This is a genomic window from Amycolatopsis sp. NBC_00355 (assembly GCF_036104975.1).
In the GTDB taxonomy this organism is placed as follows: domain Bacteria; phylum Actinomycetota; class Actinomycetes; order Mycobacteriales; family Pseudonocardiaceae; genus Amycolatopsis.
Window position 1 is genome coordinate 3,152,431 of sequence record NZ_CP107982.1, and the last position, 19,846, is coordinate 3,172,276.

The following is a 19,846-nucleotide window of genomic DNA, read 5'->3' on the forward strand; positions in this document are numbered from 1 at the left end:
AGTTCGCCTGCCTGGCGAGCGAGATCATCAAGTCCATCGCAGAACCGAGACGTTCCGTGTGCGCCAGCGCTCGGCAAGAACGAAGACCGCGCTGCGCCAGATCTCCTCGGGGGCGGTGAAGTCCGCTGGCCCGGAGCATGGCGGGGAGTCCGCGGGAGCCGCTTCCGCACGCTGGACTGCCGGAAGTCACGGACCCGATTGCCTATCAGTCCGCGACCGGATTGCGGAACCCGACTTTGGGTTGACAGTCAACGGCTGGCCCGTCGCTACCTGAGCTGCTATGACTACTGGAAGCAAGCGCCTCGCAGCATGAACGGATATCCTCATTGCAGCGAATGATGGAGCACTGACTACGGACTCGAGATGCCCTTCCAGTCAACTCAGGAACGATCGTTTGATCGCAGCACAAACGGAATAAAGAACTCGCTTTTACGCATTGAAATGTCTGACTTCTTGATTTCGATATGTTCACGCAAGAGTTCAATAATTTTGTAGGCCCCGACAAATCCGACAATAGTTGCCGACGTGACCCCGGGGAAGAGTGTTGCAACGCCGAGACTGAGAGGAAAGGTTGAAGTTGTTGCACGTTGGATAAGTCTCGACTTCTTGATTCTCGCCGCCTCAAGATTCAACTTCGCAACACCTTCGTCAATCTCTTCCATTATCTGCTCAAAGTCTAAAGTAGAATCTGCACCGTGGTGGGCAGGTTGCGTTCGTTCAGCCAGCCGCTCAGCTGGTTGAGCACCGGCTCGTAGGGGTCAATGCCGCCTCGACTGGGGATGATGACCAGCTCGCGGGTCAAGGCGATGACCGACTCGTGGTCCTGGCGGGCCGCGGCCAGCACGTCGTGCTCACCGACCTGGTTGATCACATTCACGACCGGCACCTCCTTCCACCCACGCTCTGCTCTGGGCGTCGCTTCTGGCGTCTAGCTTCGCACGGTCGGCAGGTCACGCGCGGCCTGGTCACTCTCGACCCGGCGGCCGCCGGCGTAGACCTGCCGCGCGTAGTCGATCAGCCGGTCGGCTACGGCCGCTTCGAACAGCACCCGGAGTCGAACGCCTCGGACGAGGTCAGCGACGGAATTGGCACGACGGCGGAGGACTCCGAGGCGCAGAAGAAGCGTTCCGGGGTTTCGGGGTCGTCCTCAACAATGCCGATGTGCAGCGTCTTCGGCCCGAGGCCCCGGTCGTGTGGATCACGGAGGTTCACCAGCCGCAACAGGTGGCCCTTGAGGACCTGGTGACGTGGGGGGCCGAACAACACCCCGTAGAGCACCAGCTCGGGTCGCTGCACCAGCACGGCTTCGATGGTCTCAAGGTAGGCCGCGTCGCGGGAGCGCGATCTCACGACAGCCAGGTACTGGCGCGCGTCGCGGACGACCTCGGTCATGGCAGCACGCAGGTCATGTGTGACCGACCAGCCAGAAACCTAGCGCCGCGTCGGCGACGAAGAAGCCGGGGGCGCGGGTGTGGCTGATCCGCCGCTCGCGCACCAAGGCCAGGACCTGGCAGTGAGCAGGTATGTTTCGACCACGTCGCATTGATCGGGTGACGGCTGATGGCTGTGCCGGTGGTGCGGCGCTAGGAGATGACGGTGTTGCGGACGGCGGTGAAGGGTGCAGTGCTCGGTCGTGCGCCATCGCTCACGGCCACAATGGGCTATTGGCCGGCAACGACAGACACGACCGGATGGGGCCAACCCTGCAGGCCGAACCGCTCGTCACGCAGATAGAGCTCCACACCAGCATGGGTGTAGGGCACGGTGTTGTCCGGTAGCGCGTTCGTCGGGAACCAGGCGATCTGCGAGCACTTGTGTGGTTCGGCGTTGCGTGGCTCTCCTCGCCATCGTCGGGCGCGTAAGAAGAACCCGACCCGCGCTTGGCCTTCGGGGTTGCGGCAGTGGACCGCGGTGACCATCTCCAGGTCTTCGCGGTCCACCTCGATCGCGATTTCTTCGCGAGCTTCGCGGATGATGGCGGCGATCATGTCCTCGCCCTCTTCGAGCTTGCCCGAGGGCAGGTTCCACTGGCCGTCGGCGTATCCGGTGCCTTCGCGTTGGGCGAGCAGGATCTGCCCGTCACATTCAAGGATGATCAGGACGTCAACGAAGCTGGTGTAGGGCATCGCTACATCCTCCTGAATCGACCGGCGACACTTACGGGTGAACCAATCGTGCGACGATATAGGCCGAGGGGCCTACGAGGTCGGCGTCGCGGCGTCCTCGGTGATCGACGATGTCCAGCATCGTAAATCCTGTTGCGGCAGCGTAGAGTTCCAGTTCGCGGGGTCCGAGGATGCGTCGAGGGATCTCGTCGTGTTCCTCCCGACCGTCATCGTGTCGCCAATGCCGGTGCATGGTGTTGATCTGTGTCCGCAAGTCCCATGTGTAGGTGATGGTGACGTCAGCGTGCAGGTCAGCTGTGTCGACGCGACTGCCGGTGGGCTTCTCGGCCTCGATCGGCGCGATCGGTGTGTCCAGGATCAGCAATGTGCCAGGGTGGGCATGTGTTGCAAACGTGTCAAACGCCTGCTGCAGGTCGGTGTTGTCGTGAAGGTAGGACAGCAGATTGCCCAGGGCGGTGATCACGTCGACTGTTCGCCCGAGCCGCCAGGAGCGGACATCTCCTTGGCGGATGTCCAAGTGCGGACGTTCACGGGCAGCGTAGTCGACCATGGGGGGAAGGGCATCGACTCCCATGCAGTCGAACCGTTTCGCGAGGCGGTCGAGGTCACGGCCGGTCCCGCAGCCGAAATCCACGAGTGTTCGGGCGTTGGCCGGCCCGAAGGTGTCGACGAGTTCTTCGCAGGTTGTCGCAGCTGTGTGCTGAGGGTCTGCCTGCACCTGGTCGTACAGCTGTGGATGGCGGTAGAAGAGATTGGATTCAGTGAGTTCCATATCCGCTCAGTCTATCGTTGCGGCGGCGGGGTGTGCCGCGTTGCGCAGTGTCTGGACGCCACGTTCGACGGCGATTGCGTCGCAGAGTATCGACGGGATCGGTTCGGCCGTTTTCGCGGCCTGCCACGCCGCGTGAAGTGCTCGCCGGTCCAGGTACCCCGCATCGGTCAAGGTCGATTCTTCCAGCATGCGTTCGAGCATCGGCATGCCGTACCGACGCAGGCCGTGCTGCATCAAGGCCCGGAAGTTCTCCGGCCGGCGCGGGTCGGCGATCTCGTTGGCGAAGCCGGCTCGACGCAGACGCTCCCGGAACAGGGATTTGCCCTTGCGCAGCTCAAGTGGGAGTTGCTCGGCGAAACGGCCGATCATCGGATGCGCGAGCGGCGCTTTCGGCCAGATCCCGGCCGCGAGGTAGGCCGGGTGGTGCAGGCGGAAGGCCATCAGGGTGGGCAAAGGGACTGCCGAAACGGGCGCGAGGTTCGTGTCCACATCGGCCATGGCGGCGTGCACTCTGGAGCCCAGCCAAGGGATGCTGTGGTACTCAGCTGGCGTCGAGTCTCCTGGCCGCTCGTGCGGGTGAAGTGCGTTGAGTTCGTCTCCGCCGAGACCGGTGAAAATCACACGCGTCTCGTGCTCTGCGACGACGTCCCGCATCCGATCAAACGCCTCTCGGTAGTAGGCAGAGCAAGGATCGTGCGGTAAACCCAGCGCGCGAACTCCGTCCGGCGCAAACGGCGGGTGGACCCCAGCGCTGATCGCGACGTCGGTGAAGCCGAGCCGGCGAACAAGAACGTCCCGCCGTATGCGCTGCTGCATCCCGACTTTTCCGTCGACGACCAGGCCGTAGCTGCGAACCGCATCGTCCCGAACGGTTGAGACCGCCAGGGCTACGTTCGCTGAGTCGGCTCCGCCGGACAGCTCGACACCGACGTCGCCGGGACCCGCAGCGACCGCTGTGGTCACGACCGTCAGCAGTTCGTGGAACGCAGCTACGAGGTCGACGCCTGCGCGGGGTTGGCGTGCGGCCAACACGTGGTGGGCTGGTTCGGGATAGGCGATCTCGAGACCGTGGCGCGTGAACGTCGCCATCGCGCGCTCAGTGAGCTGCTTGACCCCTCGGAAGAGCGTGTCGCTGGTGTACCGGGGCTGGCGGGTCAGCGCACGGACGACAGCACGTTCGAGCAGGTCACTAGGATCGAAGAACTCCCGCAGCTCGGGCAAGTTCCACGATCCGGCCAGCATGCCGCGGCCGGTCGCCAGGTATAGGGGTGCTGTGCCGTGTTCGCCGACCGCGATCCGAATCGCCCCGGGCTGAAGCTCCACGGTCACAAAGTCGACCTGCCACCCGCTCATCCCGCTGATCAGGCTGCCGGCATTCGACAGCGTTTGCGTGGCGGGCTCAACACGCGGTCGTTGGATCCCGTCATTGCACTCGCGCACGAACAGGCTCGCCCGTCCGCTCTGATCGCACGCCAGCTGGCTCACCAACGTCGGGTTGGCCAAAGGCTTGATCCAGCTCCTGCCACACACCCACCGGTCGGTCGTCCAGGACCAGCAGGAAGTGTCGATATCGGTAAGGTATAGCCGGAATGACAGCATGAGCAGCCCTTCGTTCGACAGTTCGCGCTGCGAGGTGGTGACAGCGAGATCGAGCCTCACCGCCGGCCCCTCGATCTGGTTCGCCACGTCGATGCTGAGTGGTATCCATAGACAGGAGATGCCGGGCGGTCAACCATTCGGCGCCCGTAGTCGCACTGCTCCGCAATTTCGAGATGCCAGCCGGGGGCGGGCGTCGGGTACACCCGCTCCCGGGATCGCGGTCCCGCGTCAGGCGCAGTGGTCGCCCTGGTTGTTGCCGTCGGCGTCACCCGGCATCTTCCGGTGCGTCTGCGCCTCGACGGTCGGGACACCGAGCACCAGATCACCCTGGAACAGCTCGTCGATCTTCATGGATTCCTCCTTCCCACCTGTGTTGAAGTGCCCCGCTGGTCGAACACGATCAGGTCCTTGACCAGCGGCCGTGGTGAAGCGACGGAGCCAGGAGCTCTCGGTTGTTCGCGGGACCGGTCTTCAACCGACTCCGTCGCGGATCTGACGGTCATCTTCTGAGCGGCTACACGCCGGCCGACATCACGACCTTGGGTGCCATGCCCGGCATCTAGAACCCCTCTCGTAGCCGGTACGCCTGAAGCACGGACGAGCACGGCCACACGTGCCCACACCAGGTGCAGTCAATCGCGCCCGGTTCGTGCGCCTGAAGCGTCAAGGTGATCAGTGAATACAACTGAACAGGCTCCGGCACTCGTGGTTCGGTCACGGGCTCGAGTGGCTGACCACGACGCCAGCATCGCGGCACCAGCTCCAACGGTCGTCGCCGACTGTGATGAGTGATGTGACCCGCCATCGCCGTCCTCGTTCCTAGTCGGATCTGAAGCACTTGGCAGCCGAGACCACGTTGAAGTCAGCGACGACCTCGGTCGGTCCGAGGTGGGATACGCCGAGCGTCGCCGGGCGGAGCGGTGAAATCGATCGCCGGAGTGCCATAGAGACGATGGGGCGATCTCACCGGCTCCACCAGAGCACAAACCGGACCGAATCTGACCCAATCTTGCATTGGGTGGCCTGACCTGCGGTAATGAGTCGAACTCAGGTGTACCCAGAGAGTGATCGTGAGCGGCAGCGGTTGGGACTCGTCGGGGCCTGTAAGAAGGCCTGATTCACGCAGGAGTCGCTAAGCCCATGCGCTAAACCTGGCCCCCACAACGGTCAGCGTCCAGATCTCTAGAATCAAGTCATGAGCGCACGCAGCATCGACGTCACCGTCCGGTCACTAGATGGCCTCGGCCTCGTGGGCACGCTGGTTCAGCCGGAAGGCCAAAGCAATCACGCTGTCGTACTCGTGCACGGTGGTGGTGTCACTCGTCATGAGGCGGGCTTCTTCACACGGTTGGCCTCCGGCCTGGCCGATGGTGGCGTGGCCTCCCTTCGTTTCGATCTTCCCGGCCACGGCGAGAGCGAAGGCCGTCAAGAGGAGTTGTCCCTAGCCGGGGTCCTGAACGCGATCCGAGCGGCACGGGCCCATATTTGTCAGGAGACCGGGACAGATGTGGCGTCGCTTGTGGCGGCCAGCTTCTCGGGTGGTCTTGCTGCCTATTACGCCGCTCGACGTCAGGCTGACGTCGAGCGGTTGGTTCTGTTCAACCCCCTGCTGGACTACAAGCAGCGATTCGTGGACCAAAAGGACTTCTGGCAGGACGACTACCTGACCGAAGAGGCTGCTCGTGCCCTGGCTAAGCACAGCTTCTTGCCGCACTCACCGAGCTTCAAGCTGAGCCGGGCCTTGCTCAATGAGGTGTTCTGGCTGGATGCCCGCGGCGCTCTGGCCGACATCAAAGCGCCCACGCTCGTCGTACACGGCACCAGGGACACCTTCATCCCGATCGAGTCATCTCGGGACGCGGATCGCCGCCTGACGGCCCCTCATCAGTTGCTTGAGGTCGAGGGAGCGCAGCACGGCTTCGCCGTGCACGAGGACCCGACTTACGCCAATCCACAGAGCCAAGCCTGGCAGGCCGAAGTCATTGCCGCGGTCCGCAACTGGTTGACAGCCAGCTGATGTTCTCCGCCTGACTAGGTGGCAACAACCTCACCCAGCTGCATGACGACTGGACGGTTGGCCCACGGTCGCAGGTATTCCAGCACGCGCACCAGCTCCTGTTTCGTACGTCGGGAGCTGGTGCTGTCGGCTCGGGCGGCCGACTCGACACCGGTTCGGGCGGCCTCGTCGGGCTCTCCGGCCAGCGCCAGGGAACCGGCTCGCAGCGACAAGAAGAACCCGTAGTCACGCGGCGAGAATCGGTCTTCCACCAGTGACTCGTCGTACAGTTCCACGGCGCGTCGTGGTGCCCCGGCCTCGGTGTAGCAGATCGCAGTCTGCATGGTCAGCAGCGTGTCGTTGTAGTGCGCTCCCAGCGAGCAGTCTCGGTCGTCGCGAGCGCCCAGGAGCTGACGAGCCTCGTCGAGCTTCGACGCCACAGCGTCCGCAGTCGCGCCCAGCATGACTTCCGCTCGCGCTTCCTGCTGCACCGATTCGGCTTGAACGCGGTTCGGAAGGGTCCAGGGTCCACGTTGCACAGCCTGCGACAGACTGAGCATCCGCCGCGGTTCGCGTTCGTCGAACGCAAGTTGCGCCTTCTTTAGCAGGACGTACCCCTGCATGGCCGGGTCGCCTGCCTCCTGCGCCCATTCCATTGCTCGGTCGTACCAGTACAAGGTCCGACCGAAGTCACGCACGTCGCGATACAGCCAGCCCGCGAACTCGGCACTCTCGGCACCGAGCCTGAGCAGGTCACGCCGAATCGCCGGCTTGACGTCGCGAGCGTGCTCTTCAATCGCGCCCGCCACCCCGAGCACGATCGGCAAGGTTTTCGCCGGTCCGAGCGTGCCGTCATCGGCCTTGCACGCGGCCAACTGGCGGCTGAAGTATTCGAGCACCGGCCGGTCGAAGTGGCGGCGCGCATCGGCCATGGCCTCAGAGACGCGTTGAAGGTCATCAAGACCGAGGGCTGGTAGGACCGTAGTGGGTATGCCGTGCTTGAGCAGCGAGCGACGACTGAGTGGACTCATGGTGTCCCATTCGGCGGTTTGATCCGCTGGAAGGTCGGCCTCGTCCCCAGCGACGAGAGCAAGAGGCAGATGCGGCCCCAGCTCGCTGGCGGCGACGGTAGTCCCGTCCAGCGGCACCAGTACGGGCCGTCCATTCACCATAACCGGAAGCAACAAGCCGCCACGCGGCGTGGTCCTCGTTGTCGTGCTTGGCGCGTTGCGCTGGACGACAGGGACCGACTGCACCGTCTCGCGAGGTGTGCCCTCGGCCAGCAGGTCCTCAAGCTCGGCCAGAGACACCTTCAGCAGCTTGGCCAGTTTCGGACGCTTGTAGACCAGAGGCTCGGTCCGCCCGCGCTCCCAATGACCCACCGTCGTGGGATCCAAGTTCAGGGCGTGAGCGAGCGACTCCTGCGTGAAGCAGGCCGCCTTGCGTGCCCGGATAAAGCCGAACCGCCGTCCGCCCATGATCACCCCTCTGGTTACACCCTGAGTTCATGATATTACCGCAGGTCAGCTTACCCAGTACAAGGTCAGGTCAGATTCGGTCCCGTTTGTGCCCTGGCGACCCCGGCCAGACCGTTCCATGGTCCTTACGGCACCCCGACAGCTGGTTGTCCCAGCTGGCGGGCAGGAGCCGGACACGTTTCATTTTGGAACGCCTCCTCTCCTAAGCCGCGATCCCGCCCACCTGGGTGGCGCAAACCTACGTAAGGAGGCAACTTCGACATGGCCCTCGACATCCCGCACCAGTCGGTCGGGCTGCCGGGGCCAAGCAGCCCGTTCACACCTCACCTCCCGACAGGCTCAGGTCACAGGTTGTGGACGCCGTGATCTCGCCCTGGGCGCGCCGCCGCGCGCGACGACGGTTGGCCGTCCTTCAGGCCCGGCAAGCTCTCGTTGCCCTGCCGGAGATCCGCTGGCGCGACGACACCTCCGAAGAGCAGGCGCGCGTGCAGCTTCAGAATGTCGCCGCGATCATCGGCCGTGCACTGCGGCGAGTTCGTGCGTCATCGGAGGAAGCGCGTGCGTTGAAGTACGCGCAGGCGAGGCTGACGGCGTTCCTGGAGGGCTGGGACGACCCCGGCCTAATCACACCGATTCACCTCGTCCCCATGTACCAGAGCCTCGAAGCAGCTCTGCGCACACTTTCCCTCCGCCTGGAAACGGCTGAGAACCTCGATCCGCCAGAGGACCCCGACGAGCCCATACCTCGATAGTGAACAACCCCGAATCTCGGCCCGGACAGGCGACGTGCCTTATCCCTCCCGTCCGGTCCGCGCGCCTCGACCGCACGCGAACTCCCCGATTCCGGGCGGTCGAGGCGCATCCACCAACCCACCCCCGACGCGGAGCGTGAACACCGATGGAAGCGCAGGGCCGCAGCATGACGGCACCGACGGCCAGCCGGCCGACAGCGACCGTTCTGAAGGCGCCATCGACCAACCAGCCGCGGATCCACCGCACCGACCGCGCGACGTTCGACGCCACCGGCGTCCTCGCACCCGCCTGCACGTCAGCCGAGTCTCGCCGCGGCATCGTCGAGGCGGCCCGCTCACGCCGTCCGCGCTACCGCGGCACCTCAGCCGCCGTGACCTGCGAGACACCGCGATGCCGCGACGACGCCGCCGACACCGACCCAGCCAACGAGCCGACCACACACCCCGGCACCGCGGAGCCACCATGCCCGTGACCGACGGTGCGCGTCCCGAGACCTACTGGTGGAGCACTGTCCGCGCGCGGCCGCTGCACGATCATCTCGACTCGCGCACGGCCACCATGCGGCTGCGCTACGCGGCCCGGCACTGGCCGACCCGTGATCGGGACGACCCGTTCACCGACCATCCACTTCAGCTAGCACGGGAACACTTCGATGGCGAAGACCGACACCAGCACCGGCGAACTCACCCACGCCCTCGGGGCGGAACTACGGACCCTGCGCGAGGGGCGGGGCTGGTCCCGCCAAGATGTGGCCGCCAGCTCCGACAGCGCCCTGACGCCCAGCACGCTCCGCACCTGGGAGAAGGCAACGAGGTCGGTCACCGTGGGATACCTGGAGCTGGCCGGGCAGCTGTATGTGATCCGGCCATCCGAGCTGCTGCTGCGCGCCCAACACCGCATCTCCTGGGACCCGGGCCTGACCCTCGACCTCGACTAGCTCGCCACCTCCCAGCTGCCCGCGCTCCGCCCACTTGCCCCGTGGGCTCGTGAGCAACGACGACGCGGCACGCCCCGGCTCCAGCACCCGAGCCTGCACGACGTCACATCGCTCACGGCCGAGCTCCAGCTCACCACCAACCAGCTGACCACGCTGTTCACCATCGGAAACCCACGAACCCATGACACAGACACCCAGCGCCCCCGCCGGCGGACACACCGACACCGGCAAGGAGCACCAGCTCACCGCACCACTCCCGCGCGCAGCTCCCCCGGACGCCCACGACCGGCCGGCAGCCACTGCCCAGTCCCACGTGACGGCTCCGTGGTGGAAGCCGCACGGGATCGACCACAACACGGTCAACCTCTCCTACCTCCACGACGCCTTCCGCGAAGCGCGCAACAGCGACGGCAAAGTCCTCCCCTGCGTCAAATTCGCCCACCGCACCGAACGCGAAGCCGCTCTCCGGCTCAACGCCCGCGTGCCGGGCGCAGGGTTCGTGTTCCGGTCCGAACGCAGGTTCCTCGACCGCGTCGCCGCCTACCTCGTCGCCCACCAGGGCGTCAACAGCGTCGTCGTCGCCGGCGCGGGCCTGCCCCACATCAGCGGAGACGCCGACCTGCACTCCGTCATCCGCCGCAGCGAGGCGAACAACCGCAACCGCACGCACACCACCGCCCCGGCGACCGTCATCTACGCCGAACACGACCCGCTGACCCTCGCCCACCTGCGCACACTCGCCAACGAAGGTGAAGGCGTCCACGTCGTCAACGCCGATCCTTTGGACCCCACCGCTATGTGGGACACCCTCTACAACGCCGCCAGCGAAAACCCGGGCCTGATCTCCGACCACGACCGTGTGGCGCTGCTGCTGGGCGGGGTGATGTCGTTTCACAGCGGCAGCCGCGCTGAGGCCGCCCAGGTGACGCAAGACCATCTCGCCCGACTGCCGACCGGGGCATTCCTGGCCATGACGCACCTGTTTATGCCCGAGCATCCCGACCTCGCCGCGAAGGCACGCGAATTCGAAGACGCCCTGCGTTTTCTCGGGCCCGGCAACGGAAGCCTCGCCACACAGGCCCAGATCGAGATGATGGTCCACGGCACGACGGTGCTGCCACCCGGGATCGTCCCGGCATTCACCTGGTACCCCGATGGGCCACTGCAGGACCCGCCGGCGTGCGGACACTTCAACGCCGCAGTCCTCGCCCAGAAGCCGGGCTCTGACGACGACCTGCCGGAGCCGCCCTGGCGTCCATAAGAGACGCGATGACTTCCTGACCGCTCACTTCCCGATATCACCGGGCGGGCAGGAATCCGGAGGCAGTGTCCTCGTACGAAAAGCAGCTACCTGTGCGACGACATCGGTAGCCCGGATCGACCGGTCACCCGGGGGGTGGCCAGTCATCACCGCGCACCGCAGGGACCGCCCCTTGGCTCTGCGGTGCGCGGCTCATCCGGCGGGCTCACCGCAGGCAGCTGATCTGCCCGCCCAGCGCCCGCGCAGACGCCGAAACTCGAAGATCACACGTACTACCTGCACAAAATTACTACTGCACAGGGAGAATTCCGTTGCCACTCCACATGCGTCGATATCCCCGGGCCCGCACTCCTCGTCCCACCGCGAGGGAATGGTGGTCGCCCTTCTCCTCAGCCGGCCCCTGGTAAGTCCCGCCGTGCCCACGACGGGGCCAGCACACCGGCGACCTGACCGACGCTGTGGCCACGCGACGTGGCCACTCCCACAGACGTCGGTCCCGACCGGACATCGTCCCTAGCCCGACAGGGACCGGCCTACCACCCCAGTCCGCCCCGCGGTGGCCATCCCTGACTCGTCTCCGGCCGCCGGCGTGTCGGCAGCGACGCATCACCTTCGCCGGTTGGCCGACCCTCGCCGTCAAGGCCGTCCTCCCCTGCCGCTGACCGTCCGCTGTCTGGCTGCCACCTTCACGAAACGATTCTCTTCATGGACTTTCTGTTCACCCTGCTGATCTGCGCCCCGTACCCGGCCATCGGTATCTACACCGCCCGCAGCGTGCTGCGTGACGCCCGCACCCAATTGGCGGCACCACTGCAGGCCTCTCGACGACTACCCATCCGAACGTGGCTCTATGCCGCGGCCATGGTCCCCCTCTGGCCGACCGTGGAACTCATCCCCGAGCCAAGCCCGGCAGCCCCCCGCTCATCCGGCAGGCCCGCATGACCCACCCCACCTCACTACGCCACCACCGGGTCTCGCCGCCTCCGATGACCGATGACGCCACAGACGACGACTTCCTCGGGCTGGACTTCGCCACTCGGCACCGCATCCGCTGCACCTCCTGGGAATTGGGGACCTTCCAGCGCGGCGACCACGTCCGCCGGCAGTGGGCCTTACGGATGCAACGACGGGACGACGACGGCACACACCGCGCACTCGCGTGGCTGCTCGATACCAACCCCGGCCAGACATCAGTCGACTGGGACTGGGCCATCTTCCTGTTGGCGCGCGACGCCGGCGACGGACAACTGTCCTTCGACGCCTACCTCGAAGAAAACCTCGCCCCAGGCGACGACGGCACCATCCCGCGGCACGAACATCAGAACTGGGTACGCGCCGAACACGTGTGGCACCAGGTCCGAGACTTCCTCGGACGCGACACGACACTGATCGCGTCACTGTTCGACATCAGCCCACCCGAGCGCTGAATGCCAGACCGGGAACCCGCCACCATGGGAAAAGTCCTCGTCGATGCCATCGGAGTCCCGTGCGTCGCGGCGCTCGTCATTCCCCTCATCGTCATGGTCTTCGACCGGTGGAAGCCGGCGTACGGCACCGCCGCCGCGTGGGTGTCGGCCGGGGCGGATGTCGCGTGGGGCGTTGCCCTGTTCGTGACCGGGTTGCGCCAGCTCAGAAAGGAACGACATCCGGATGTCCACCATGTACACACACCAGTATCAGACGAGACCACCTCAGATCGGTCGACGGTGGCCGACAATTGGTGACTACGTCAACGCCCAGCACACCAGCTCGACAAAGGACGACATCCCCGATCCTGACTGGCGACCCCGACCGCTCACGGCAAAAGACTTCGACCTGCCGCTGCCGCGGTATGAGCGCACCCCATACCGCGTCTGGGAAGTGATGGAGCTGCGGGCCCGCAGAGTGCCGTGGTTCCAGGTCGCCGAGCGGACCGGCTTGCCCGAACACACCGTTCGCAGCTGGATCCGCCGCCTCGCAACGGAAACCCAAAGACCGCGGCGCTTGCCGCACGGTCGCCGCTCATCGCAGCCGTGATCCGACCACCACACCGACCAGCCGGCACCACTCCTTCCGGTGATCAAGGAACACAGTCCCTCCCCGAGTCAGCAAGGAACCTCGTTGGACACCTCACCCGACCACCACCGGTCGCCGGTCTCACCATCCCAGCTGCCCGCACGCACCCGCGACCTCGACATACCCCCGGCCCGTCCCGGAACGATCCCTCTGCCACCCCCACGGCACAACGTCATACAGCGAGTCCTCAATGGACTCCGCGACCTGCCCTGACCGCTACCCGAACATCCGGAGATATAGCCGTGTCGTTGCAGCCCATCCAGTACCCACGCCAAAGCAAAAAGACCAGCCAGCCACCACCCTCGCTCGCCACAAGCATCGCGCTACGACAACTTCGCCGAGCTCGCAAATTCAGCCTGCGCCGACTGGCCGCCGCAGCCGACATCAACCCATCTCAGCTCTCCAGCTGGGAAACCGGCAAAAGCACGCCGCCAATCGTCATCTTCGCTCGGCTACTCGGCATCCTGCGCGTCGACAACGCCACCACCAGAACCATCCTCGACCTGGCCGGATATGCCGGCCAACCCGGCTACATCGACGCCCGCCCACACGACCACGCCGCCCTCGCCTGGCACTACGAACACCTCGCCACCCACGTCTTCCAATGGGCACCGACACTCATCCCTGACCTCCTGCGCACCCCCGCGCACGATCTCCACCTGCTCGACCACCCCCTCGCCGACCTCGAACTAGCCGACGCACAATCCAAGGTCGCCGCCACACGCCGCGCCAACCTCGGCGACCTGCAACGGCACTACACATTCATCCTCGCCGACACCGCACTCGACGCCTGCCCGCCACAGCTGCGCACAGATCAACTCACCTACCTCACAGCACTGGCCCACCGGCCAAAACTCACCATCAAGATCGTCCCCGCGGCCGAGTGCGGGCCCGCCGCGGGCAATCCATTCACCCTCTTCCGTGACGGCACGATCGTTCTCGCCATCGCCGTGCACCACAACCACGCCAGCAGCTACTTCGCGCACCGCAGCCCCTTGGCGCACCACCACCGCATCTCAAAGTGGCTCCTCGATCATTCTGTGACTGTGACTGACGCCCCGCCCAGCGGCACAACACGCGACGACAGAGCCGGCACGACGTCCGCCGCTGCGAACACCGACGACGCCACGCCTGCCGCTTGCCCAGGCGGCTCCGTCTCCGACCACGCACCGGCAAACCCCGACCCGACCTCGGCCACGTCGACTCCGGGGGTCGCGACGTCGTCGACCACCGACTCGGCCACGAACGGGGGACCCCGATGACCGCCGGCGGCTCTGCGGATGACACAGCTGCGGAGCGCTCCGGCGACGACGCGAGCCTCGGCCCGGCAGGCCAGGACCTGGAGCAGGCCGCAGCCATCCTCCGGCAGGCCGTAGCCGACGGGACCGTCCCGCCACGTACCCGCGAGCTGATCAGCCGGCTCGAACAGCTCGCCCGCCACTCGCGTCCCCAGCCACCGCCGGAGAGTGACTCAGTCGGGCCGGAAGGGCACGAGTAGATCTACCTACTTATGTGCAGGTAGAACCTCGTGAATCACTGTTTCCGCAGCTCACAACAGCCCGTACGGGTTGAGCGCCGCCGTGTTGCTGTCGTAGTGTGACCGGGTGGTTACCAACGACGGGGAGGCGTTGTGAGCTCGGGCTACCAGGTGGTGATCGACAACATCCGCAGCACCGGCCAAGCTGCCGCGCACGTAGCAGAGGGGCTGCGAGGCGCCGACTGCGCAGCCACGGTGCCCACAGGTGACCTGGGGATGCCGGGGTCACGAGCAGCGCTGACGATGGCCCAGGTCAAACACGCTCTCGTGCAACGCGAGACCGGGTTCGAAACCCGGCTCGACACCCACGCCGGCAACATGGCCCAAGCAGCCGACCGCTACGCCCACCAGGAGTCCGCAGCCGCGGCCGACCTCACCACCCGCCCGCCGGGCCCGGTGAAGGCCACCTGATGGTCACCTGGGCCGAGGCCACCCGCTGGAACCCGGCCGCGCTACAGAACGCCGTCGGCGCGATCAACGCCGCCTACAACAAACTGGTCGCCTGCTCCGACGACCTGCGCGACATCAACACCCCCGACGGCTGGCACGGCAACGCCGCCAGCGCCGCCACCGGCGAGGTGAACCAGATCATCGACGGCCTCGAGGAATACGCCGCCGACATCGCCGCCCTGCGCCGCGCGGCCGCCGACACCAGCGACGCGATCTCCGGCGTCCAGAACGGCGCCAAGGAAGCCGAAGCGATCGCCGCGAGCAACCACTTCACCATCGCCGCCGACGGCGCCGTCATCGACAACGGCGTCACCGGGGTGCCGGCCGAACAACAACAGCTCGTAGCCGAAGAACGCACCCGCCTCGCCGAAGAACTCAAAGACCGCGTCGAAGAGGTCCTGCGGCAAGCCACCGACATCGACAACGAGCTGTGCGCGGTCCTAGACAAGATCCAGTCCGGGCACGTCATCGACGCCACCTCCAACGACAACGAGAACACCAGCCTCGCTGCGGCCGGCAACTCCGGCGCCGCCAACGCGGCCCTCTCGATCCTCGCTCCCCCACCGGTCGACGCCGACCCGTCGATGAACGCCGCCTGGTGGGCCGCCCTCTCCGACGGGCAACGGCAACGCCTGATCGCCGAGCACCCGGACTGGGTCGGCAACCGCGACGGCGTCAAAGCCGCCGACCGCAGCACAGCCAACCTGAACCTGCTCGACCAGGAGAAGCGCACCTTCACCGCCGACCTCGACCGGCTCAAGCGCACCAACGGCGACACTGACGAGATCGTCCGCGTCGAAGAGCGGCTCAAAGCCCTCGACTCGATCACCGGGATGATGCACAACCCCGACGGGAGCCTCAACACCAACCGGCAGCTGATGTCGCTGGACATGACCGGCGACCACCCGAAGGCCGCGATCGCCAACGGGAACGTCGACACCGCCCAACACGTCGCCGTGTTCACCCCCGGCATGAACTCCACCGTCGAGGGCAACATGAACGGCTACGTCAACGACATGCAAGGCGTCCGCCACAGCGCCGAAGACATGCTGCGCCGCGCCGGCGACATGTCGAACGTCGCCACCGTCACCTGGATCGGGTACGAACCGTCCAGCTTCGACGACTCGAACTCTTTGGTCGGCTTGATCACCGGCGAGAATGCCGACGTCGGCGGGGACAAGCTCGCGAAGTTCGACCAAGGCATCAACGCCTCCCGCCCGACCGACCCGCACTTCACCGCACTCGGGCACTCCCAAGGCTCCATCGTGACCGGCGTCAGCCTGACCCACGGCGGCACCGGAGTCGACGACGCCGTCGTGTTCGGCTCCCCCGGCGTCGCGGACCACTTCGGGATCGACAACACCGCCGCCGACCTCAAAGTCCCCGAAGGCCACACCTACAACATCAAAGCCGACGGCGACCCCGTCGCCCAGTGGGTGCCCGAGACCTGGCGCTACGGTCGAGCTCCGTACGCGATGGACGGGATGACACAGTTGTCCGCCGACGCGGCCACCGGACCGGACGGCACCCCGCTCGCCGCGTCGCACGGACACAGCGAATACACCCGCACTACACCCGAAGGTGTCGACAGCACCAGCAAGCACAACATCGCCGCGATCGTCGCCGGCAAGCCACAGCTCACCGTCCCCGCCCACTAGAAAGTTGACCACGTGTTGTCACGAGCTTGGCCCCTCGCCGCAGCACTCACCGGCGCCTTACTGCTGGCCGGGTGCAGCGACGGCCATGAGAACCTTGATCCTCAACCCACGGGACCCTCGATGTCGAAGCAACAACAGCAGGCCCAGCTCGCGACCCGGCCGACGCTGGACGAGGCCATCGCCGGCTACGAGAAGCTCCGGGTCTCGATCCGGGAGCGCCTCACCGCCGACTTCGGGGTCGCTCAGTGGACCGAGGAGCCCAACTCGGCCGAGTTCAGCGGCTGTGCACCGCAGTTTCCGTACATGACCGAGCAAGAGGCCAGCAAGAAGTTCCTGTCCCGATGGTCCGCACCGACGTCGCTTCTGTCCTCTTGGGACCAGGTCAAGCGTGTCGTACGGGAGGTCGCGGGCCGGCACGGATTCACCACCGTGACCCTCGACACGCAGCAGGCCGGCGACGCCGAACTCAACCTCACGGACCAGCTGGGTGCACAGTTGTCGGTCGGGTCGGGAAAGAACACCGTGATGTCCCTGACCACCGGATGTCACCTGGTCAAGAAGTAGCTCACGACTCAACCGACAGGGTTGGTTCGCGTCGGTAGCGGGACCTCCATCGAGAGAACAGGTTCCAGATCGACGGACCGGAGAGATCATTGCGGCTGCAACCGAACGTCCGGTCACAGCTCCCCTCTGTGTCAAGCAGACGAGGAAACCGCTGCCCTATCCTTGTTGTCGGCAGGCTCGGGAAGTGACTGTTCCGAAGTGCTGACCACGGGTTCAGGTCAGCCGCGCTGGAGTCAGGAGCCGCCTCCGAATGTCCTCCCGCGCCCGCTGCCAAGCTCTCCGCGTCACGGATCATCCGACGGTAGAAGACATCGAACAGACGGCGTTTCAGACGAGCAATGCTTCAAACCTGTGGATCACCGGGAAGGGGGTACCTTCCCGGTGATCCACAGGTTCTTCAAGCTCACCGCAATTCCCGACCCGTCCGGCCGCGACCAGACCGATCAGACCCGCTCGGATTCCGTCTACATCAGCGGCCACGGCGAACTTCTCGACGATACGGGCATGTCCTACTGGCCACCGACGTCGATCACGACGAGGTCGAGGACGCGCTGCCGACCTCGCTGCTTGCCCGCAAGATGCTTCTGGGAAGGAAGACCCGGCAGATGGTGCTGATGCTGGACACCTGCTACTCCGGCCATGGAGGCAACGAACTCATCGCAGCCGCCATCATCACGATGACCCGCAGCCGGGGCGACAACCACGGATCCGGACTGGCGGTCATCACCTCCGCCCAACCCTTCGAGCAAGCCGGAGCAGGAGCCTTTCCCCGGCTGTTGCCCGACGCAGTCGGGGCCCTACGCCCGCCGGGTGCAACCCCACGACGTTGCCGCACCGCGAAATCTGTGCGGTTCGCCCTGACTAACCGCGCCCAGTTCGACGCGGCGCCAGCTGGCCGGATTCAACCCGGCAGCAGGCGCTTCAGTGCCTTGGTCAGGCCAACACCCTTGGCGTGGCTGAGTAACTGCTTACCGGGTTCGCGATCACCCCAGTTCTTGGTGCCCCTGCCGTGGGTGCCGTACTCGGAGTGGCGTTTTTCGAAGTCCATCGCCTCGACGTCGCTGGCGCTCAGGTCCCGCAAGTGATGCTGGTGCGTGGCGAAGAACGTGCTGCGGCCGTGTGCCGTGTTCATATTCTCTGTTTCCATCAGGATGACCTTCTTCAAGCTGCCGTCCGCGAGCAGTACTACGTAGTGCTGCTCGTGGGTGGTCTCCTGATTGGTGTAGGTGCGCTCCTTGGTGTTGCATTCGATGTGGTGGTGGCGTCGCTCCAGTACCCAGTGGCTGCCGACGACATCGACGCACTTGCTGACCGCGACCCGCTCACTCTTGTTCTCGACTCTGGTGAACAGGTTGAAGGCGCCGTGCTTGACCTCGACCTGCTTCGTGACGGTCTGGTACTCCGTGGTGGTGTAGGAGATGCCCTTCTCGGCGGGCGTGCGGGCTTCCCGAGCAACGCGCTGCGCGTAGGCGCGGATGCGAGACCAGTCGATGGTGGATGCATTATACGCCGGCCGATCGGGCATCAGGTCACTTGCCGCTCGTCGTGGGCCGGTTACTCGCGTCCACACCCTGTTCAAGGTCGTCGGTGCGCTTGTCCCGCTGCTCCTTGGACTCCTTCTGGGCTTCCATGACGTCCTGGGCGTTCTTGATGATCGCGGGCGGTTCCGGGGGAAGGTTCAACGGCATTCGTGTTCTCCTGTCTCTGCGGCCGTGGAATCGGGCCGTACGGAAGGGTAGGTCGGTGGAGTTCGAACGAGCGTTACGAGGCGGTGTGCCTGTAACGAAGCCGGGTATCACTTCGACAAGTGAACGACTACCTCGGAGGTGCCGGTGACCAGCAACCCCGATGCGGCGGAGGCGTTTCGCCGGCTCACGCAGTTCGGGCGCAGGGTGGCGGACGAGCTCGTACGGGCGTGCGTCTCGCACGACACCTATGTCGCGCACAAAGCGCACTCCAGGGTGGTGACCGTGCAAGGGGGTTTGTTCCGCAGGGCGAAGACCGAGACCGTCGCAGTACCGGAACGGCTCGCCGACATCGGCGGATGGCGGGTATTCGTCGAGGATCTGACAGACGAGTTGCTTCAGGACGTCACCGGAACCATCCGGTCTTCGAGGCACACGACCAGCAGGCGGGAAGTGTGGCTGCTCCGCTCTGGCCAGATGGTCGAGGTCGAACTGCGCGAGGAATCGGTCTGGAACAACACACGCGGATCCACGCCCAACGTGGTTCCGACGAAGGTGCACACCCGGCGGGATCTCGACTACCGCACGGCAAGAGTACTGGATGGCAGGAGCATGTGGCGGGAAGGAAAGAAGAAGCTTAACGGCTTGGTCCGGTCGGAAGAGTGGCGGCAGTACTCTGAGCCCAGGCCTTCGATGCCACACTGCGTGACGCTGTCGAAAAGTTTGGCGATGCTTCGCACACGAGCCCGCTGACCAGCCACTGTGCACAATATCTACCGATTCCGAACCGTCCGGCTATGGCAGCGTGAGCTCACCGAGGTCGGCACCAGCGCCTGTCGCCTGCCACCAGCTCGGGTTCCGGCACAGCTTAAAGTCCTTGCGCCTGTGCTCGTAGACGGCGGTGACCGCGGCCCGGAACGCGTGCTTGCCGTTCCGGCGCGGCCACGCCATGGCACCGGGCGGCTCACGCGCGGT

At 65.5% G+C, this 19,846-nt stretch carries 23 protein-coding genes; 13 read left to right on the forward strand and 10 right to left on the reverse strand.

The genetic code is table 11. The features are described from left to right. Positions 1–380: 380 nt before the first annotated feature. The 7 genes from OHS18_RS13305 to OHS18_RS13335 form a co-directional block, all read right to left on the reverse strand. Positions 381–662: a hypothetical protein gene (locus tag OHS18_RS13305; protein ID WP_328617214.1), complete on the reverse strand. Its 282-nt coding sequence runs from the start codon at positions 660–662 to the stop codon at positions 381–383. A 14-nt stretch (positions 663–676) separates the two neighbouring features. Beyond that, the gene (locus OHS18_RS13310) at positions 677–877 is read right to left on the reverse strand and encodes a hypothetical protein (RefSeq protein WP_328617215.1); all 201 of its coding nucleotides are present in this window, start codon (positions 875–877) and stop codon (positions 677–679) included. Between the two features lie 149 nt (positions 878–1,026). After that, a complete protein-coding gene (locus OHS18_RS13315) occupies positions 1,027–1,392 on the reverse strand; it encodes a hypothetical protein (RefSeq protein ID WP_328617216.1) in 366 nt (121 codons plus the stop codon). Between the two features lie 269 nt (positions 1,393–1,661). Beyond that, positions 1,662–2,126: an NUDIX hydrolase gene (locus OHS18_RS13320; RefSeq protein WP_328617217.1), complete on the reverse strand. Its 465-nt coding sequence runs from the start codon at positions 2,124–2,126 to the stop codon at positions 1,662–1,664. Between the two features lie 31 nt (positions 2,127–2,157). Then, on the reverse strand, positions 2,158–2,898 hold the full coding sequence (locus tag OHS18_RS13325; RefSeq protein WP_328617218.1) for a class I SAM-dependent methyltransferase: 741 nt from the start codon (positions 2,896–2,898) through the stop codon (positions 2,158–2,160). A gap of 6 nt (positions 2,899–2,904) precedes the next feature. Continuing rightward, positions 2,905–4,584, reverse strand: a complete 1,680-nt coding sequence (locus OHS18_RS13330; RefSeq protein ID WP_328617219.1) for an asparagine synthase — start codon at positions 4,582–4,584, stop codon at positions 2,905–2,907. Between the two features lie 141 nt (positions 4,585–4,725). Continuing rightward, entirely contained in the window at positions 4,726–4,848 is a 123-nt protein-coding gene (locus tag OHS18_RS13335) for a hypothetical protein (RefSeq protein ID WP_328617220.1), read from the reverse strand. Between the two features lie 844 nt (positions 4,849–5,692). On the opposite strand from OHS18_RS13335, the gene OHS18_RS13340 reads away from it, so the two are divergent. Beyond that, the gene (locus OHS18_RS13340; protein WP_328617221.1) at positions 5,693–6,514 is read left to right on the forward strand and encodes an alpha/beta hydrolase; all 822 of its coding nucleotides are present in this window, start codon (positions 5,693–5,695) and stop codon (positions 6,512–6,514) included. A 14-nt stretch (positions 6,515–6,528) separates the two neighbouring features. On the opposite strand, the gene OHS18_RS13345 is transcribed toward OHS18_RS13340, so the two are convergent. After that, entirely contained in the window at positions 6,529–7,971 is a 1,443-nt protein-coding gene (locus OHS18_RS13345; RefSeq protein ID WP_328617222.1) for a helix-turn-helix domain-containing protein, read from the reverse strand. A gap of 353 nt (positions 7,972–8,324) precedes the next feature. Between OHS18_RS13345 and OHS18_RS13350 the strand changes: the two genes are divergently transcribed. The 11 genes from OHS18_RS13350 to OHS18_RS13400 all read left to right on the forward strand — a co-directional run bounded on the left by OHS18_RS13350 (position 8,325) and on the right by OHS18_RS13400 (position 17,186). Next, complete coding sequence (locus OHS18_RS13350) at positions 8,325–8,723, forward strand: hypothetical protein (RefSeq protein WP_328617223.1); 399 nt, start codon at positions 8,325–8,327, stop codon at positions 8,721–8,723. A gap of 146 nt (positions 8,724–8,869) precedes the next feature. After that, positions 8,870–9,196 (forward strand): hypothetical protein, encoded by a 327-nt coding sequence (locus OHS18_RS13355; protein ID WP_328617224.1) that lies wholly within the window; start codon positions 8,870–8,872, stop codon positions 9,194–9,196. A 180-nt stretch (positions 9,197–9,376) separates the two neighbouring features. Then, entirely contained in the window at positions 9,377–9,661 is a 285-nt protein-coding gene (locus tag OHS18_RS13360; protein ID WP_328617225.1) for a helix-turn-helix domain-containing protein, read from the forward strand. 313 nt (positions 9,662–9,974) lie between these two features. Beyond that, positions 9,975–10,922 (forward strand): SAM-dependent methyltransferase, encoded by a 948-nt coding sequence (locus OHS18_RS13365; RefSeq protein ID WP_328617226.1) that lies wholly within the window; start codon positions 9,975–9,977, stop codon positions 10,920–10,922. Between the two features lie 705 nt (positions 10,923–11,627). Continuing rightward, positions 11,628–11,864, forward strand: a complete 237-nt coding sequence (locus OHS18_RS13370; protein ID WP_328617227.1) for a hypothetical protein — start codon at positions 11,628–11,630, stop codon at positions 11,862–11,864. A 44-nt stretch (positions 11,865–11,908) separates the two neighbouring features. After that, complete coding sequence (locus tag OHS18_RS13375) at positions 11,909–12,349, forward strand: hypothetical protein (RefSeq protein ID WP_328617228.1); 441 nt, start codon at positions 11,909–11,911, stop codon at positions 12,347–12,349. Positions 12,350–12,373: 24 nt separating this feature from the next. Continuing rightward, positions 12,374–12,646: a hypothetical protein gene (locus OHS18_RS13380; RefSeq protein WP_328617229.1), complete on the forward strand. Its 273-nt coding sequence runs from the start codon at positions 12,374–12,376 to the stop codon at positions 12,644–12,646. Between the two features lie 573 nt (positions 12,647–13,219). Beyond that, positions 13,220–14,239, forward strand: a complete 1,020-nt coding sequence (locus OHS18_RS13385) for a Scr1 family TA system antitoxin-like transcriptional regulator (RefSeq protein WP_328617230.1) — start codon at positions 13,220–13,222, stop codon at positions 14,237–14,239. Positions 14,240–14,607: 368 nt separating this feature from the next. Then, positions 14,608–14,925: a DUF6317 family protein gene (locus OHS18_RS13390; protein ID WP_328617231.1), complete on the forward strand. Its 318-nt coding sequence runs from the start codon at positions 14,608–14,610 to the stop codon at positions 14,923–14,925. Next, positions 14,925–16,622 carry an alpha/beta hydrolase gene (locus OHS18_RS13395; RefSeq protein WP_328617232.1) on the forward strand — a complete coding sequence of 566 codons (1,698 nt, stop codon included), beginning with the start codon at positions 14,925–14,927 and terminating at the stop codon, positions 16,620–16,622. Before OHS18_RS13390 ends, OHS18_RS13395 begins: the two co-directional genes overlap by 1 nt. Before the next feature lie 12 nt (positions 16,623–16,634). Beyond that, positions 16,635–17,186, forward strand: coding sequence for an LppA family lipoprotein (locus tag OHS18_RS13400; RefSeq protein ID WP_328617233.1), 552 nt, complete (start codon positions 16,635–16,637; stop codon positions 17,184–17,186). Between the two features lie 901 nt (positions 17,187–18,087). Here the strand turns inward: OHS18_RS13400 and OHS18_RS13405 are convergent. Both OHS18_RS13405 and OHS18_RS13410 read right to left on the reverse strand, forming a co-directional pair. Beyond that, complete coding sequence (locus tag OHS18_RS13405; protein WP_328617234.1) at positions 18,088–18,711, reverse strand: hypothetical protein; 624 nt, start codon at positions 18,709–18,711, stop codon at positions 18,088–18,090. A 4-nt stretch (positions 18,712–18,715) separates the two neighbouring features. After that, positions 18,716–18,874: a hypothetical protein gene (locus tag OHS18_RS13410; RefSeq protein WP_328617235.1), complete on the reverse strand. Its 159-nt coding sequence runs from the start codon at positions 18,872–18,874 to the stop codon at positions 18,716–18,718. 144 nt (positions 18,875–19,018) lie between these two features. On the opposite strand from OHS18_RS13410, the gene OHS18_RS13415 reads away from it, so the two are divergent. After that, the gene (locus OHS18_RS13415) at positions 19,019–19,624 is read left to right on the forward strand and encodes a hypothetical protein (RefSeq protein WP_328617236.1); all 606 of its coding nucleotides are present in this window, start codon (positions 19,019–19,021) and stop codon (positions 19,622–19,624) included. Positions 19,625–19,846: the final 222 nt, after the last annotated feature.

What these genes read in the sequence shown, in the direction of transcription:
- OHS18_RS13305 (WP_328617214.1), bottom strand. Translation starts at nt 662, where the DNA reads ATGGAAGAGATTGACGAAGGTGTTGCGAAGTTGAATCTTGAGGCGGCG.
- OHS18_RS13315 (WP_328617216.1), bottom strand. Translation starts at nt 1,392, where the DNA reads ATGACCGAGGTCGTCCGCGACGCGCGCCAGTACCTGGCTGTCGTGAGA.
- OHS18_RS13320 (WP_328617217.1), bottom strand. Translation starts at nt 2,126, where the DNA reads ATGCCCTACACCAGCTTCGTTGACGTCCTGATCATCCTTGAATGTGAC.
- OHS18_RS13325 (WP_328617218.1), bottom strand. Translation starts at nt 2,898, where the DNA reads ATGGAACTCACTGAATCCAATCTCTTCTACCGCCATCCACAGCTGTAC.
- OHS18_RS13335 (WP_328617220.1), bottom strand. Translation starts at nt 4,848, where the DNA reads ATGAAGATCGACGAGCTGTTCCAGGGTGATCTGGTGCTCGGTGTCCCG.
- OHS18_RS13340 (WP_328617221.1), top strand. Translation starts at nt 5,693, where the DNA reads ATGAGCGCACGCAGCATCGACGTCACCGTCCGGTCACTAGATGGCCTC.
- OHS18_RS13345 (WP_328617222.1), bottom strand. Translation starts at nt 7,971, where the DNA reads ATGGGCGGACGGCGGTTCGGCTTTATCCGGGCACGCAAGGCGGCCTGC.
- OHS18_RS13355 (WP_328617224.1), top strand. Translation starts at nt 8,870, where the DNA reads ATGGAAGCGCAGGGCCGCAGCATGACGGCACCGACGGCCAGCCGGCCG.
- OHS18_RS13360 (WP_328617225.1), top strand. Translation starts at nt 9,377, where the DNA reads ATGGCGAAGACCGACACCAGCACCGGCGAACTCACCCACGCCCTCGGG.
- OHS18_RS13370 (WP_328617227.1), top strand. Translation starts at nt 11,628, where the DNA reads ATGGACTTTCTGTTCACCCTGCTGATCTGCGCCCCGTACCCGGCCATC.
- OHS18_RS13375 (WP_328617228.1), top strand. Translation starts at nt 11,909, where the DNA reads ATGACCGATGACGCCACAGACGACGACTTCCTCGGGCTGGACTTCGCC.
- OHS18_RS13380 (WP_328617229.1), top strand. Translation starts at nt 12,374, where the DNA reads ATGGGAAAAGTCCTCGTCGATGCCATCGGAGTCCCGTGCGTCGCGGCG.
- OHS18_RS13395 (WP_328617232.1), top strand. Translation starts at nt 14,925, where the DNA reads ATGGTCACCTGGGCCGAGGCCACCCGCTGGAACCCGGCCGCGCTACAG.
- OHS18_RS13405 (WP_328617234.1), bottom strand. Translation starts at nt 18,711, where the DNA reads ATGCCCGATCGGCCGGCGTATAATGCATCCACCATCGACTGGTCTCGC.
- OHS18_RS13410 (WP_328617235.1), bottom strand. Translation starts at nt 18,874, where the DNA reads ATGCCGTTGAACCTTCCCCCGGAACCGCCCGCGATCATCAAGAACGCC.